Annotated in this window: 13 protein-coding genes; 9 read left to right on the top strand and 4 right to left on the bottom strand. The window is 61.8% G+C overall.

Annotation, left to right across the window (positions count from 1 at the left end):
• The first annotated feature begins 191 nt into the window (after positions 1-191).
• The 9 genes from KA354_19805 (at position 192) to KA354_19765 (ending at position 14,134) form a co-directional block, all read left to right on the top strand.
• Positions 192-2,021 carry a S8 family peptidase gene (locus tag KA354_19805; GenBank protein ID MBP7936893.1) on the top strand — a complete coding sequence of 610 codons (1,830 nt, stop codon included), beginning with the start codon at positions 192-194 and terminating at the stop codon, positions 2,019-2,021.
• A gap of 187 nt (positions 2,022-2,208) precedes the next feature.
• Entirely contained in the window at positions 2,209-2,541 is a 333-nt protein-coding gene (locus KA354_19800; GenBank protein ID MBP7936892.1) for a hypothetical protein, read from the top strand.
• Positions 2,542-2,550: 9 nt separating this feature from the next.
• Entirely contained in the window at positions 2,551-2,787 is a 237-nt protein-coding gene (locus tag KA354_19795; protein MBP7936891.1) for a hypothetical protein, read from the top strand.
• Between the two features lie 41 nt (positions 2,788-2,828).
• A complete protein-coding gene (locus KA354_19790; protein ID MBP7936890.1) occupies positions 2,829-3,479 on the top strand; it encodes a site-specific integrase in 651 nt (216 codons plus the stop codon).
• A gap of 469 nt (positions 3,480-3,948) precedes the next feature.
• Positions 3,949-4,257, top strand: coding sequence for a hypothetical protein (locus KA354_19785; GenBank protein ID MBP7936889.1), 309 nt, complete (start codon positions 3,949-3,951; stop codon positions 4,255-4,257).
• A gap of 82 nt (positions 4,258-4,339) precedes the next feature.
• Positions 4,340-5,140 (top strand): phage Gp37/Gp68 family protein, encoded by an 801-nt coding sequence (locus KA354_19780; protein ID MBP7936888.1) that lies wholly within the window; start codon positions 4,340-4,342, stop codon positions 5,138-5,140.
• Between the two features lie 2,646 nt (positions 5,141-7,786).
• The gene (locus KA354_19775) at positions 7,787-8,305 is read left to right on the top strand and encodes a sigma-70 family RNA polymerase sigma factor (GenBank protein MBP7936887.1); all 519 of its coding nucleotides are present in this window, start codon (positions 7,787-7,789) and stop codon (positions 8,303-8,305) included.
• Positions 8,306-8,337: 32 nt separating this feature from the next.
• Positions 8,338-12,288 carry a protein kinase gene (locus KA354_19770; GenBank protein ID MBP7936886.1) on the top strand — a complete coding sequence of 1,317 codons (3,951 nt, stop codon included), beginning with the start codon at positions 8,338-8,340 and terminating at the stop codon, positions 12,286-12,288.
• A gap of 73 nt (positions 12,289-12,361) precedes the next feature.
• On the top strand, positions 12,362-14,134 hold the full coding sequence (locus tag KA354_19765) for a hypothetical protein (protein MBP7936885.1): 1,773 nt from the start codon (positions 12,362-12,364) through the stop codon (positions 14,132-14,134).
• A gap of 260 nt (positions 14,135-14,394) precedes the next feature.
• Here the strand turns inward: KA354_19765 and KA354_19760 are convergent, their stop codons facing one another.
• The 4 genes from KA354_19760 to KA354_19745 are packed head-to-tail and all read right to left on the bottom strand — an operon-like array spanning position 14,395 to position 15,657.
• Positions 14,395-14,622 carry a hypothetical protein gene (locus KA354_19760; GenBank protein MBP7936884.1) on the bottom strand — a complete coding sequence of 76 codons (228 nt, stop codon included), beginning with the start codon at positions 14,620-14,622 and terminating at the stop codon, positions 14,395-14,397.
• 2 nt (positions 14,623-14,624) lie between these two features.
• Positions 14,625-14,927 carry a hypothetical protein gene (locus KA354_19755; protein MBP7936883.1) on the bottom strand — a complete coding sequence of 101 codons (303 nt, stop codon included), beginning with the start codon at positions 14,925-14,927 and terminating at the stop codon, positions 14,625-14,627.
• The gene (locus tag KA354_19750; protein MBP7936882.1) at positions 14,924-15,424 is read right to left on the bottom strand and encodes a hypothetical protein; all 501 of its coding nucleotides are present in this window, start codon (positions 15,422-15,424) and stop codon (positions 14,924-14,926) included. Before KA354_19750 ends, KA354_19755 begins: the two co-directional genes overlap by 4 nt.
• Positions 15,400-15,657: a hypothetical protein gene (locus KA354_19745; GenBank protein ID MBP7936881.1), complete on the bottom strand. Its 258-nt coding sequence runs from the start codon at positions 15,655-15,657 to the stop codon at positions 15,400-15,402. The genes KA354_19750 and KA354_19745 overlap by 25 nt, the downstream gene beginning before the upstream one ends.
• Positions 15,658-15,875 lie beyond the last annotated feature (218 nt).

Here is a 15,875-nt window from a genome sequence, read left to right as displayed (position 1 = left end):
CAGCCTCCTGAAGCGTCACGCGTCGAAGGATAGCATCAAGTGCAAGAGCCGCATCGCGGGCTGGAACAACCAGTTCCTCATGCAAGTGATTACCGGAACAGGAGTTTAATGTGCGCTGGCCCTGGGGAGCTTGCCCCTCGTGCAGCGCTGGCAGAACTCGCTTGTTCACCTCACACGCGGGAGAAGATGACATGTTGACGCGGTTCGAGCGGAGCACCGGAATTTGTTTTTTGGTGGTCGCTGTTTCGTTTGCTTGGTGCGCGGGTGCCGCCCACGGCCAGGGAGCGGTCGAGAGGATCCCCGTTCTGATCGGGTTCAAACAGCAGCCCGGCCCGGTGGAGAAAACCCTCGTTCGCGCAGCGGGCGGCGCCATCAAGCACACTTATTCGCTCGTGCCCGCCATCGCGGCCACCCTTCCCAGGACAGCCGTCGCCGCCCTACAGAACAACCCCAACGTCACTGTTATCGAGCCGGACGGAGAATTCCACGCGGTGGACGCCGAACTGGACAACACCTGGGGCGTCAAGAAGATCGGAGCCGGAGAAGTCCACACCAGTACCACCGGCATCGGTGTCAAGGTGGCGATCCTTGATTCAGGGATCAACTATAACCACCCCGATCTCAATGGCAACTATGCGGGCGGATACGACTTCGTCAACAGCGACGCCGACCCGACGGATGACAACGGCCACGGCACGCACGTGGCCGGCACCGTTGCGGCCGTGGATAACAACGTTGGCGTCGTGGGTGCCGCGCCTGCGACGAGTATCTACGCGCTCAAGGTCCTGGGCGCCAACGGCAGCGGCAGTTTCAGCAACATGATCGCCGCTCTGGACTGGTGTGTGGCCAACGGTATTCAGATCACCAATAACAGCTACGGCAGCAAGAGCGATCCCGGGACCATTGTGCGAGACGCGTATGACAAGGCCTATGCCAAAGGCGTGCTGCACGTGGCCGCGGCCGGCAACAACGGCAATCCGAAGGGCTCGGGCAACAACGTGGGCTATCCCGCCCGCTACGGGTCCGTCATCGCCGTCGCCGCCACCGACCAGTCGGACCAGCGGGCAGCCTTCTCCAGCACCGGCGACACCGTCGAGCTCGCCGCCCCGGGGGTGAGCATCAATTCGACGCTCATGAACCTCGGATACGGCACGATGAGCGGCACCTCGATGGCCTCGCCCCACGTGGCCGGCGTTGCCGCGCTGGTCATTTCGGCCGGTATAACCGATTCAAACGGTGACGGGTGGATCAACGATGAAGTCCGGCAAATCCTCAATTCGACCGCCGTGGACCTCGGCGCTTCCGGCCGCGATACACTCTACGGCTACGGCCGAGTCGATGCTGCGGCGGCTGTCGCCAGGGTGGTTCCGCCTCCGCCTCCCACGCCCGCGGTTCATGTGACTGTCTCGACCGACAAGTCCAGCTATACGAGCAGCAGAGATGCGACGGCCATCCTCACCGCCGTGGTGACGGATGAAACGGGCGCTGAATTGACTGGCCTTTCGGAGAGTAGCTTTGTTGCGGCGCTGAACGGCTTAACTGCGAGCGTCACCTTCACCGAGACTGCCCCGCTGGGAACCTATACCGCGAATCTCGACATCTCAGGTCTGGCCAACGGCAGCTACACAGTCTCTGTTGAGGTGAAGGACGCGAGAGCTGTCGTGGGAACAGGGTCTGCCTCTTTCACCATCAGCCCTCCCTCGGCCGACCCCACCACGGCAACCGTGAGCTCCATCGCCTACGCCACTGAGGGCGGCAAGGACGGCAACCTGCACCTCTCGATTACCCTTACCGTCGTGGACGATCTGGGCAATCCGGTGAGCCGCGCGTCCGTGGCCATTCGGGTCTCTCTCAATGGCGTCGCCTATGCTTCGCGCACCAGCACCACCGGGTCAACCGGCACGGTCACATTCAAGCTGAACAACGCACCATCCGGCTGCTACTCGACGACGGTGACCAACGTGGTCGCAAGCGGATTGGCATGGGACGGTATCACTCCCCAGAACGAGCGGTGCAAATGAGGGGTTGGTGGATAAAGTGCCATTCTGATGAAGGAAGGTGCTCACAGACTCACCTCAACGACCGCAAGTGACAGCCCTCCCGCACCTGCGTCTCTGCGCCCGCGGCGCATCGCCGTGAATCGCCACCTCCGACGCCCTGGGCCGCCGGCTGCAGCGCGATCCGCTGGGGTATGTCGACGGGGTGGGGTTGTGTGAGTATGTAGCCAGCCAGCCGCTGGACTACCACGACCCGTACGGTCTGTGGTGGGACACGATTGCCGACGTTTGCAGCTTGGCGAGCGACCTCTACGACTGGGGGAAGCAAGTCAAGACCCAGATCGATTTCATTCTGGACAAACCCGGGGCATCGTATGGCGATCCCAAGAAGGCAGGAGACGAAGCCGCCAAAGACGCGCTTGCGATAGAGGGCGACGCCATTTCGACACTGCTGCCGGGCGTGACCGGCGGCGGAAAAGCAGCCAAGACCGTCGTCAGCAAGCGGGATGATGCCAGCGACGCGAGGAGGGCCGAACCGAAGTAGGAGCGAACGATGACGGATTGGCGGTTACAGGGACAAGAGAAGTACTTGAGGGGTATGGCTCTGTGCAAGAAAACCTATGCTACGTACCGAGAAGGATGGGAGCATGAGCACTGTGAATTCTGTCGAGCCAAGTTCTCGGGTTGTGAAGGTGACCTCCACGAGGGCTACGTGAGTCCAGATGGCTACTACTGGGTTTGTGAAACGTGCTACGCCGATTTCAGGGAGCTTTTTGGCTGGCCGGGATAAAGGCTCGGCAGAAATTCGTCACACGGGAGGAAACCGCCCGAGTGCTGGCCGCCTGTCCGGATCACCACTGGCGAACCATCGTTGGCTTGCGCAGGTACGGAGGACTACGATGCCCAAGCGAGGTTCTGAGTCTGCGATGGGACGACGTTGATTGGGATCGCGGCCGGATTCGCGTAACCAGCCCGAAAACCGAACACCTCCCTGACCGGGCGACTCGCGTCATTCCGATGTTCCCTGAACTGCGGGACATACTGCTCGATTCGTTCGAGCTCGCCTCAGAGGGCGATGTATATGTAGTCGATCAACGATTCCGCCGAGCGGCAGCGGGGGCGGCTGGCTGGGCGAACAGCAACCCGCGAACGACCTTCGCCAAGATCGTTCGCCGGGCCGGACTGACTATCTGGCCCCGCCCCTTCCACAACATGCGTGCAAGCCTCGAAACCGAGTGGGTCGAGCGTTTTCCCGCCCAGGTCCTGACCGACTGGATGGGCAACACCCCGAAGATCACGATGAGGCATTACTTGATGACCATGGATGCCCACTTCGAGGCGGCTATCCGGGGCGACGGGGTTACAGGCAGCGCGGCACAGAATCCGGCACAGCAACTACACCCAGACGGACGAAACACCCCGCAGGACAAAAACGGAGAAACAAAGAACCCCGCGAATTGCGGTGTTTACAGGCGGATATGAATTCGGGGCGAAAGGATTTGAACCTTCGGCCTCCTGGTCCCAAACCATCAGGTCGATCTATACGTAAACGCCGACATAATAAACCTTTATGAGTTATGACATTCTGATGATTGCCGCGTCAGAAACCTCATAAAACGTACTCTCGCGGACACGTTTCATCAGATGCGGATGATGGTCTTCGGCTGGTGCGTTGGCACAGGTCAGGCGTCTTGCTCGCCATACCCGCCCGCTCGGTCGGTTCCTTGGACGAGCCCCAGACCAACCTGTACTTGGCAGGGCGCGGACGGCCTCATATCAGGAGAGTTTCCTGTTACCCCACTTGCCACCGACTTAACCGACCAGCATCAGCTGGCGAGACGTCTCATCGACCTCGTGCCGTACCGAAAACTCACTGCTGAAACTTTCTGCGCAGATGATTAACGAGGGGGGACGCCGTGACTCGCGGGATTGGCGATTGGAGGTCCGAGCCATGGGTTTGCCCCAAGCGTTGTTGTCGGCAGTTGGGTCTTTGGTGGCACAAGGGCTCGACATTCTCAGCTTCTTCGTCATCGTCCGCCTCATCACTCTCTACTGGCGACTTCGGCCATTGCTCGCCTTTGACCGTGTTGGTCAGCCCCTGGTGGACCCGATCTTATCCGCAGTGCAACGAGTGATCCCGATGGAGTGGGCGAGCCGGGAACCGCAGCGTACTCGGTTGGTGGCCGCAGTGGCCCTGCTGGCCGTGGCCGTCTGCCGGTTGGCGCTTCGCGGCGCCGCCTACGTCTTGATTGTTCCTTGACGAGACGCCGGCAGGGCTCGTTGCTGCCAGGACGTTCATCGTCAGTTCAGCGGAACAGGTTTACTGATAGGAGGTGCCGAACATGGCTCAGACTTCGACGATTGAGTGGACCGAACTGACCTGGAACCCGTGCGCTGGTTGTACGATGTGCAGTCCCGGATGTGCGCATTGCTATGCGCTCCCCATGGCCCACCGGCTCCATGCCATGGGCCAGCCCAAATATCAGGGAACGACCACCACGGAGGGTGGGCGGCTCCGCTGGACCGGGAAGATCGTGCTCGACGAAAAGGCTCTGGATCAGCCTCGGCGGTGGTTGGAGTCACGGACCATCTTCGTCAACTCCATGAGCGATCTGTTCCACGAGGCTGTCCCGGTCGAGTTCATTGTCCGCGTGTTCGCCGTCATGGCCGACTGTCCGCAGCACACTTTCCAGGTGCTGACCAAGCGATCGCAGCGCCTGCTTGAGCTGTCGCCCAGGTTGCCTTGGCCGGAGAACGTGTGGATGGGCGTCAGCGTCGAGAACGCCGAGTCCACCTTCCGTATCGACGAGCTTCGAGCCACAGGCGCCTGGGTCAAGTTCCTTTCCCTCGAGCCCCTCCTCGGGCCGATTCCGAGTCTGAACCTACGGGGCATCAACTGGGTGATCGTGGGCGGCGAATCCGGTCCTGGCGCCCGACCGATGGCGCATGGGTGGGTCACAAGCATTCAGGAACAGTGTGTTCGTGCCCGGATCCCGTTTTTCTTCAAGCAATGGGGTCACGTCCGCAATAACCCCAATGGTGCTGATCCGACCGCCAAGCAGAATGGTGGAACCGCCAAGGGCGGCCGTCTGCTCGATGGTGAGACGTGGGATGATACGCCCCTGAACTGGATACCGTTCTGACGGATGGACGCTGGTTCCAGAATGCTGTGGGCCACAAACGCGACCGGGTGAGCTGAGCTCAGGCCAGCCTATCCGGTCGATCTTGTCGCGGTCGAGGAGGCGTCTACCGAAGTTCTGAGGAATCCCTTGCCCTGCGTTCTGGCTCGACACCACTTCCTCTCCTTCATGTCGGGACAAGGCAGCCCCCGCGTCTCCCCTGGCTCATCGGTGCATGTTGCCATGATCGCGAGCATACGGGACGTAAGCCACCTCAAAAGTGGTCAACCAGCCCGTCCTATCACGCACGGGAACGGTGCGGATGAAGCCGCGGACCGGGAGACATCTGGCGGCCGTGGGCGCGCGTTGCGCCGGCGTTTTGCGCTTCGGCATGGGTGCCGTCGTGGGAAGATTGCCGGTCAATGCATGTCGTGCCTGGGGATCAGCCGTGTCGCCGTGCTGCGGGATCGGCCCGCCAAAGCCGGCTGCGGAGCGTTCTGGTTTCTGATTCTGACTTCCTAGTTGCTGGTATCTCCTCTCTCCTCTCCTCAATCCGACTTAAAACTAATTGCTAAAAGCACTTAAGTCATCCAGCCGTGAATCCCGTCTTCAACCCTCTGAAGGGTTCCCCATAGGCCCCTCTCATCTACATCCCACTCATCTTAAAGCCCCTGATCCTCCGGCTTTCCCTCCCGCGAAAAGCCCCGCTCACCGCCCGGTAACGTCCCGCCACAACTCCCGCATGTACCCCGGGACAGCCTGTCCTGCGCATCCTGCCGCCCATCGCACAGCCACCTCCCCTAGTCCGCAACGCTTTCATTTCCTACCCTCCGCTCATCGCTAGAAGCCCCGCCAACCCGTGTCCTCTCTCCGCTCTATCGCACCGCCACACCGACCACCAGTCTCCCCGCGAATTCGCCGCGGGCCGCAGCCGCCCACAACGGCGGCCCGCCGTGTCAACTGAGCTGCCGCAGCAGCTCCTATTTCGGCGTCAGCCGATTACATCATGGCCCTCGCTCATCATCGACTCCCAACCGATCACCACTCCGCTCCCGCCTGCACCTTCCAATAGTATCTTCCCCTCAAGCCACGATCACCACCTGCCACGAACACACTCACCCGTTCAACTCACCTGCTCTCGACCACTCTGCTGGTTCTCGCCCTTGCGCACTCTCGTCATCAGTTCCACCAACTCCCTGACCTCTTCTCATGCTCTGCCCGCCACGCTACGGCATCTCCCCAAACCCATGCCCTTCGCTCCGCTGCCATCTTTCCTTAGACCGCAATCTTCTCGTTCCCCTACGGTCCTACCGCGTAACCACGCCACCGCCACCGTCCGCGTCTGCACCTACCACCACCATCCTGCCCGTCATCTCCGTTCACCATTTCTGCATCCCCGACGCCACCATCAGCCGCACACCACCAGCCATCGTCGTCATACAGCACAAGCTACTCCGCCACCGACCTTTATGCTCCACTTGCCTCGCTCACAGACCTCATCATCCATGTCTACACTCCGAGCCAATCACCGCCACCCGCGTCATCAGCTTTCCCGCATATCACTCAGAACCTCGATATCGCTCGATCAGCATCAACCGCGTTCCATCCGCAGATCCACGCCCACCGGCCATGCAACCACTTCGATCTCATGCCCGTTCCTGCGATCATCGCCGTCGCCACGCACCGCCATGCTCTCCTCAACGTACCGCCTGTGTTCACGAACGCCTTCTCCGCAGTCAATACGTTCATAGCCCTTATTGCCGCCAGCCTGGCCACCGTCATCACCGTCGTTACCTTGGTTCCGATCACCCTCACCGCCCTCCCGCTCGTCGCTCCCCTCGTCATGACCGTCGCAGTTCTCCGCACACCGTCATCAAAAGCACTGCCCTGACCCTCCTCCGGGCCTCGTCGTCCTCGTTGCTGTCAGCGTCGACCTCACAGTCATGCTTCCGTAGTCGGCACCGTCCTTGGCATGATCACCAGCGCCCTCGTCGCCATTTACCCTCATCCCCCTGGGCTTTGGCTTGCCCAATGGCAACACCACACGTCAGCAGGCCGCTACCCGCCCAGCGTCCAGCCGAAATTACAGCCATCTCCCAATCGCTTCCCCGCGCTTCCACGTGTCATCGTCAACCCAGACACCATCGCTCCCACGGCCGACCACGTCGTCCTGATATCTGCGTCTTGGCCTTTCACGCGACCCTTCCCTCACCGCCGGGCCGCTTGCGTTTCGGCAGTCTCGCAGTTGCCCAGCCCGCGCTAAACCTACACCACCAGCCGCGCCAGCCGCCCGCAACGGGCGCGGCCAGGATACACCCACGCTCCACCCGGTCGTGGCCTCCTGGCACTCTCACAGCCACGGGATGGCCCTTGGGCCAGCAGCAACAGCATCAAGTCGCTGAGCCCGCCATGCTGCAGCTGTTTGGGCGGCTCGGACACTGCTCCGCGCGGGCCGAAACGCCTAATAACGCCTGAAAACAGGGTATGTGCAGCGGGGGGAGGCTCGTAGAATAGCGGGAGATCGCACGGCGCCGTAGCCGGGCGGTAGTTCTCTGAGAAATCTCGTATGAGGTCAGAAGCGTCCCTGTTTTGATTCTTGAGCTTCGGCTGTACGCTGGTTACACTCAGTTTTGACGGTTTCCGAGCGGGTCGGCTTAGGGATTAGGCACCATGCGGCGAGAGAAGCTTCAAGAAGACCTCTACGAACAGCTTCGGCGCCAAGCCGAACGATTGATGCGCGGGGAACGGCTTGAGCACACGCTCACGGCCACGGCGCTCGTTCACGAAGCCTATCTGCACTTGGGAAACAGCTTCGCCAACGAGGCACACTTTTACGCTGCCGCCGCGACCGCGATGCGGCGGGTTCTGATTGATGGAGCCCGAGCCCGCCGCCGGCTCAAGCGCGGGGGTGGTGCGGTGCGCGTCGAACTAAGCGAGATTCCCGCCCCGGTCACGGACGATCGGTTGATCGCCCTGGATATCGCCCTCGACGCCTTGGCGGGTCGTGATGCTTCCGCCGCCCGGGTGGTCGAACTTCACCACTTCGCAGGACTGTCTCACGAACGCGTCGCCGAGACGATGGGCATCACCGTGTACGAGGCCCGGCGACAGTGGACGTTCGCCCGGGCCTGGCTGAAAAATGCGATGGCTGAATTTTCTTCGACAGCTCAGACGTTGGACGACGCATGACTCTCCGGAACACCACTTTCGGAGATACGGCCATGCCGGATGACGAGAAAGCAAGGCAGGCTGACTTTCGGCGCGAACAGGCCGTGTTCATGGCGGCCGTCGAGGCGGCCACCGCGACCGACCGGCAGGCGGTTTTGGACCGCGAGTGTGCCGGCGACGCCGGCCTGCGGCAGCGCGTTGAAGCCTTACTGGCGGCCCACGACGCCGAAGGGTCGCTGCCGACGTTCGCAACCGCGCCTCCCAAAACATCCCTACCCGAAGCCCTGGCAGGCGCCGTGATCGGCGGCCGATACAAGTTGCTGGAAGAAATCGGCGCCGGTGGCATGGGCGTTGTCTGGATGGCCGAGCAGCGGTCGCCCGTTCGGCGATTGGTGGCGGTCAAACTGATCAAGGCGGGCATGGACTCCCGAACCGTCATCGCCCGCTTTGAAGCCGAGCGCCAGGCGCTGGCCCTGATGGATCATCCCAACATTGCCCGTGTATTCGACGGGGGCGTGACTGAACAAGGCCGTCCCTATTTTGTCATGGAACTGGTGCGCGGTCTGCCGCTGATGCAGTATTGCGATCAGTCGCGGATGACCATTCGGGACCGGCTGGTGGTGTTTACCCAGATTTGTCACGCCGTTCAGCACGCCCACCAGAAAGGGGTCCTGCATCGCGACATCAAGCCCACCAACGTCCTGGTGACAGAACACGACGGCCAGCCGGTGCCCAAGGTGATCGACTTCGGCCTGGCCAAGGCGCTGGGCGGAGCCGGCGTGCTGACCGAGCACACCCTGCACACCGCCTTCGGCGCGATGGCCGGCACTCCGCTCTACACCGCGCCCGAACAGGTGGCGATCAACGCCCTGGACGTCGACACCCGCGCCGACATCTACGCCCTGGGCGTGCTGCTGTACGAGTTGCTGACCGGCACACCCCCGCTGGAGCGCGCGCGGTTCGAAAAGGCTGCCTGGGACGAGGTCTGCCGCGTCATCCGCGAGGAAGAGCCGCCCAAGCCCAGCCTGCGCGTCTCCACCAGCGTCATCCTCCCGAACCTGGCCGCCAGCCGGCACATTGAGCCGGCCAAGCTCTCGGGCCTGATCAAGGGCGACCTCGATTGGATCGTTCTCAAGGCGTTGGAGAAGGAACGCAGCCGCCGCTACGACTCGGCCACTGCGCTGGCGGCGGACATCGAGCGGCACTTGAACGATGAGCCCGTGGTGGCCGCGCCGCCCTCAGTCGGCTACCGAATCCGAAAATTCGCTCGGAAGCACAGAACCGGCGTGCTCGCCGGCGCCGGGGCCGTGGCGTTGCTGACACTCGGGCTCACCGCCACCACCTGGCAATGGCGCCGCGCCGATGCAAATGCAAGGACGGCGACACGGAACCAACAGCTTGCCGAAACTCGGAAGATCGAAGCCGACAGACAACGCGATGCGGCGGAGCTGGAGGCCTACATCGGGAATATCGCCTTGGCGATTGCCGACATGGACCGCGGCAACTGGGCCCAGGCACGTCGCAGCCTGAGCGCTTGTCCGGCCTCGAAAAGGGCTTTTGAATGGCAGTTTCTTAGCCAGAGAGCGCAAGGCATCGCCTACAGCTTCCCTGAACGGTTCGACCTGTTTAGGGTCAGTCCCGACGGCAAGCGCGTAGTCACATTTCCCCTATGGAACTCAGACTCCGACTCCGAAACTCGAACGTGCGTGATATGGGATGCCAACGGCGAACCCGTTAGCGGGATCCACGAAGGCAGTAACTGTGGCGCGATGTTCAGTCCAGACGGAACACTCCTGCTAACATGGTCGGACAAAGGTCGCGCCCACTTATGGGATCTGAATGGAAAGTCTATTGGACCGCCGATCGTGTATGGGGAAGAAGTCCAAGACTACGGCCACGGTGGGTATTTGACATTCGGGCCCACTGGCAACTCCATTCTTATCGATGCATATGGCAGAGCCGCAAACTCCAGATCCACGCAACTATGGAGTCGCGAGGGTAAACCTATAAGCACACCCATCCCTACAGGTTGGCGTCCATGGGTCAAGCCATTGAGCCCGGACGAGAAGTGCTTTCTGGTCCTCGAACGCAGCAACAACACTGCTTCGGTCAGAATCCGTGACCTCTCGGGGAAGTACGTAGGATCGCCAATGGTCGTGGGCCTAGCGAAGAACGCAGACGGCTCCGAGCCAAGCGCAACTGCCGCCTTTAGTCCGGACGGCAAGATGATACTCACCAGTTATAACGAGCAAGCTCGTCTCTGGACTGCTGCCGGACTATCCGTCGGCAAGGCCATGCCAGATGCCGCATCCGTCGAGTTTACTCCGGACGGGCGGTCGGTGCTGGCTTGGAAGGACCGGGGCCCTGGTTACACAGCCTGCTTCTACGATCTCTCGGGATCACCTGTCGGCGAGCGAATGCAGGAGCGGTACGGCACGTGGAGTCAGGTCTTCACGCAGGACAGCCGCCGCCTTCTCGCATGGTCGCAAGAGGGCATTGTTCAGTGGTGGGACCTGGCGGGCAGGCGCGTCGGGGAGCCGATATTCCTGGATTCGGCGCTCGGCGGCGTCAGCTTAACTCGAGACGAACGACATATGATTGGCGAAGGCTCACAGGGCGTTTGCCTGTGGGACCTCGATGGACGCTGTGAAGGGCAGGCGCCTCTGTCCTCGTTGAGCCCTATGGACTACGGACCGTTTTTGCCCGAAAGCATGGACAGCGCAGGCGACTTTGTCATCGGCTATCTAGGAGGGGGGACGGCGGAAACCCGCGAGACTTCAATAGCGGTGTGCCGCCTGAGCCACCGTGCTTCACCGGTAACTGCGTTTGCGGCCGATCAGCACCCCGACGAGGAAGTGGATGCGCTGATCGCGGACTGTGGAGTGGCTCCCAGTGGGACCACCCTGGTCACGCAAACAGTAGCTAGCCCCGGAGCGGGCAAAGAGTTTTCGAGCACAGCGCCCGATTCCGAGACTGTCAGTGTGGCACATGACCCGGCGATCACCGCCGCAGTGGTGAGTCCCGACCACCGGCGCGTAGTATGCGCGGGAAACGGTTGTGTACGATTTCAGGATGCGGTATCGTCCCGCGACCTGGCCATCCTTCCTGTCGCATCGAGGGTTACGAGCCTGAAGTTCACCAAAGACGGCACCCGTTTGATTCTCAAGTTCGCTGAGGGCGGCGCAGAAGTCTGGGATACGCGTGGTTACGAGGCGCGCAAAGAGTATTGGGGGCTGCGGTCACGAGAATCGCAACCCGCCCGTGAATACGTCAAAACGCTGCTCTCCCAACCGCTAACAACACGGGAGGATCTGCTGCGGGCCATTCGGGAGGATCGAACGCTCCCTCCGCTGCGAAAAGCGATCGCCCTTAGGCTCGCCGACGTCGAAATTAAGGGAATTGACGACACAGCCGGGCGAGTGCTCGGCTCGCTGATGGCCGAGCGGTTGTCCAAGTCGCGAGTTATTGCGGCGGTAAGGGAAGAGGCGGACTCGGTGGTTCGGGCGCGAATGCTTCAACTGGCGGACAGGCAGGACTGGCCGGCCATCACCATGAACGCATTGCAGCCGATCATCGATCGAGACGATCAACCGAAGGAGCGTTACCAGGCCGCTGCCGAGGATGCCGACGAGGTTCTGACGATGAACCCGGAGTCAACACCGTCCGCACTCCCCAAGGCGGTCATTTTGCGCAGGATCGGCGCCGCCTATTACCACGTGGGCAGGTATGAGCAATCGATTGAACTCAGCCGTCGGGCAATCGATATCAAGACGGAACCGAATCGAGAGATGGACGCGTTCGCCTTGTGCCGGATCGCGATGGCGCAATTCAAGCTTGGGCAGCTCGAAGAGGCGCGCGCGTCGTTGACGTCGGCGGCCGCAGCCGCGCAGGGCACCACCAATGAGTACTTGCTCCATTTGCTCGTGACGGCGACAAACCTCGTCAGTCCCCCTACAACCCAGCCGGCGACGCAGCCTGTCACAGCAACAACCCACGCTGGTTAGGCTGGGCAGTTCTGCGAAGCCGGTGATTGCTCTCGTGTCCGAACCTAAAGAGGACGAAAGGTTGGGCGTGCTCATGATCAAGCCATGTCTGCGCGCTGTGGGCGCGAATCTCGGATTGCTCGCAACCGTCTTCTGCTACGGGTCGGCCATCGCCGCCTTGGCTGGCGATCCGGCGACCAAGCCGGCTCAAGAAGAAGAGACACTCAGCCCGCTGCAAGCCTCCCGGTTGATGCAGTTGGCCGATGCCGAGGCCAACATCAAGGCCCTGAATGACGCCCTGCGCAAGCTCGGTTACAAGGTCGGCGCGGCCTACGGTCGCATTGAAAGGGCCCAAGCGGCCAATGAAGCGATGGATCGCAAGGGCGGTGGGCCGGTGGGCTGGCAAACCTTCTACGGCAGGACGGCCCGGGATTTTGCCGCGCGCCACTATGTGGGCAATAGGGTTTGGCGCGGTCTCCGAGGCGCCGGGGCCGTGCACAGGGACGGCGTTTCCGGCCAGTTGGCCAGACCAAAGCAGTTCGACTACATCTATCGTGCCAACGACGAGCAGGCCGCTCGGGCCAAGGCGCAGGCCACAGCGCTGGCACAGGATCAGGAGAAGTTGCTGGTTCGCCGCCAGAAGCACGAGACCGATCAGAGCAGCCTGTGGGCCCAATTGGCGTGGCAACGCGTGGCCGACCTGGAGATAGGCAGCAAACCGCTGTACCGCTTCAAGGTCAAGTCGCCGACGGCGCGGGATCCGCGGGCGGAGATCGTGCGCGCCTTGGCGCTGTTCATTCGCACCGCTGATCAGGCCGCCATCGACGGACTCAAGACGGTGGAAGCGGACCAAGAGGGGACATTCGGCGGCCTGAACGCGCGGATGACGGTGGCCTACGAGGCGTTACGTAAGTCGCTGGCTGACTCGTTGGACGCGGCTGATTCCCTGAAGACCGACGACCGCAGGCAGGCCGAGGAGATGCTGACATCGTGCAAGGAGGTGTTCGAGTACTGCACGGTGGTGGGCACCAACTACCGCAACGCGCTGGACAGGGATCGCGCCAGGGAAGACAACTCGAAGCTGGCTTTCCGCGAACAACTGCAGGCGTCACTGGCCGGTTTCGCGGCGGCGGTGGCCGACTTGCACGACCAGCTAGGGGCCGCGGCCCAGGCTTGGGGCATTTCGTATGAAAAGGGTGTGGTGACATCCGATGCCGTGCCGGCGATGCCGGTCGGGCCGGGGACAAAGCCTGGTCCCGAAAGTGCGAGCCCCGAGAAGGCGGAACCCGCCGCCGATATGGGCTCGCGGACGGTGGACCTCCTCAAGCTCGTTGATCCCGCCAGGGACGCTGTTGCGGGAGCCTGGACACTGGAGAAAGGCGTCTTGTTCTCCAGACCGCGGCGGGACAACCGCTCGCGCATCGAATTCCCCTATACGCCGCCGGAGGAATACGATTACCGCGTGGTCTTCGTCCGGATCGGTGGCAAAGACGCCATCTCGCCGATCTGCCGTGCTAACGGCAGGCAGTTTTGCTGTGTGGTGGGCGGGTCGGGAAACACCGTGGTCGGCTTCGCCATGATCAATGGTCATCACGCCAACGAGAATCGGACTACCAGAAAAAGCAACGCCTGGCTGGTCAACGATCAGCGGTATACGCTGGTCATCAAAGTGAGGAACGACGGCGCGCAAGCCCTTCTGGACGACAAGCCGATCGCGAGCATCAACACCAATTACGATGACGTCGGCATGCCCGGGCCTCTTAATCTGAGTCGTGCGGACGTCATCGGCCTGGTTGCTGGATCTCCCTGTCGCGTGGAATCGGCCCAGGTCATCGAGGTTACTGGCGTGGGCAAGAAGCTCCGGTGAGTAGGCGCCCCCGGTTGTCCGACGGGCGTATTATCAGTGGCGGAATGAAGCCTCTTACGCGTTTCGCCGCCAGCTTTGCGCGAGCGTGCCCCCAGGTGTCTTGGCACCGCAGAACCAGCCTTCAATCACAGTGATTGGGGCAGAAGTGCGGTACCGCAACTTGGCCGGGCGAAGCGGGACAGTCCAGCGCCCGCCGCTGGGGCGGGCTGATACAGCGGACCGCCCCCCTTCACATCCCGCAAGGGGGGGCGGGCCAGCTATTACTGCGCCCCTTCCTGTGGCTCCTTAAGCGCGGTCAGCAGCTCAAGTCCAAAGGCCTCTCTCAGCTTGTTGACTTCCTCGAGCGTCATCAGGTCATCCTCCGTCCAGTAGCAAAACCCGCAGTCCAGGCACTCTCCGTGGATACGGTCGATAGGTTTCCAGTCGGAATAGCAGATCATTTCACCGCCACACCGCGGGCACTCTGAGTTGTAGTTTGCGCCACTCATCGTTAACGCACACCCCCTTTCAGTTTGTGAGCATGGGAAGATGAGAAGCCACTCCCACCGTTCGCGTCGACGACGCACGGACATAGTGGCCAGTTCCGCCTGGGCACGCGCCAGACCTTGCCCTCGTCTGCCAGTTCCGCCAGTTCCTGGCGGCTGATATAGCCCCATTCGGTCTCGAAGCCACGGACCAAGCCGAAGGCCAGCTCATCGTCCACGATCTCGGTGATGAACCAGTACCACCCCGTGTAACTCTCCCACACTTCGACGAGCTGGGACAGGTTCACAGTGTCAAATCCTTTGGTCATGGTCGCTGGGCACCACCCTTTACCTTCTGAGCATCAGCGGAGGGGGATCTGCCCCCTTCCACCTTGATCCGCAGATCCGCGGCCGAGTGCTTCGGGCAATACCACTCGCCCTTCTCCTCGACTTCGATACCGCAGACCAAGCACTTCTCATGTCCCGGCCGGGGAATCTTCAGCCGCGGAATCTCGATGAAGTCGTTCCACTCCTCGCGGATCTTCTGGCTAACCTCTCGGTAAAGGCCATCCACGCACCGCTGCCAGATCCGGCTCTCGTCGTAGTCGCCGACGATGGCGATGCGGTCACCAGCCCAGCGCCCTGCGTTGTGGTATGGCTTGTGGATATCCCCGCCGCCACCTTCGCTCGACTGACGCAGCAGAAACGCCAGCACGTTCAGGCAATCGTTGGCGGCAATCTCCAGCAGCTTTGAACCGCAGCCCAAACTGCTGGGGTCAAGGTACTCCTGCTTGTCGAGGTTCACGATGACGAAGTATTGTCCCATGGTCGCCAAGTACCCCCTTTCACTCGGTCGATGGAGCGGTGCTCACCCCTCACGACCAGCTCATCCACTGCCATCATCTCAAAGCAGCCGGCGCACTGCAGCGGCCAGGTCGCGAACTCGCGCGTGGCCTCGGTGGCGATGTCGTTCCCGTCCGCGTAGACCCGCACCACGACATCTTGCCGACGGATGAACGTGTCATCGTGGCAGTGCGGGCAAACTAATCTCCTTTTCATGTTCTCACCTCCTTGTGAGTCCCGACGCCGGGGCGAGAGTCCAGCTCGGTGAGTCTGCGGCAGACCCACTCGTACTCCTCCTGGCTGTTCACGCTCTCCTGGAGGAAGAGCAGAAGCTCTCGTTCCGTTGTCGGTTTTTGATTTATCATGCCCGGAACAGGAGGGCGGGATCGATATGCCTTTCCTGGCCCGAGCGGCACCTCTGGGACAGGTCCGCC

It is taken from the genome of Phycisphaerae bacterium (assembly GCA_018003015.1).
Lineage (GTDB): Bacteria > Planctomycetota > Phycisphaerae > UBA1845 > PWPN01 > JAGNEZ01.
This window is presented reverse-complemented; position numbering and strand designations above follow the sequence as displayed.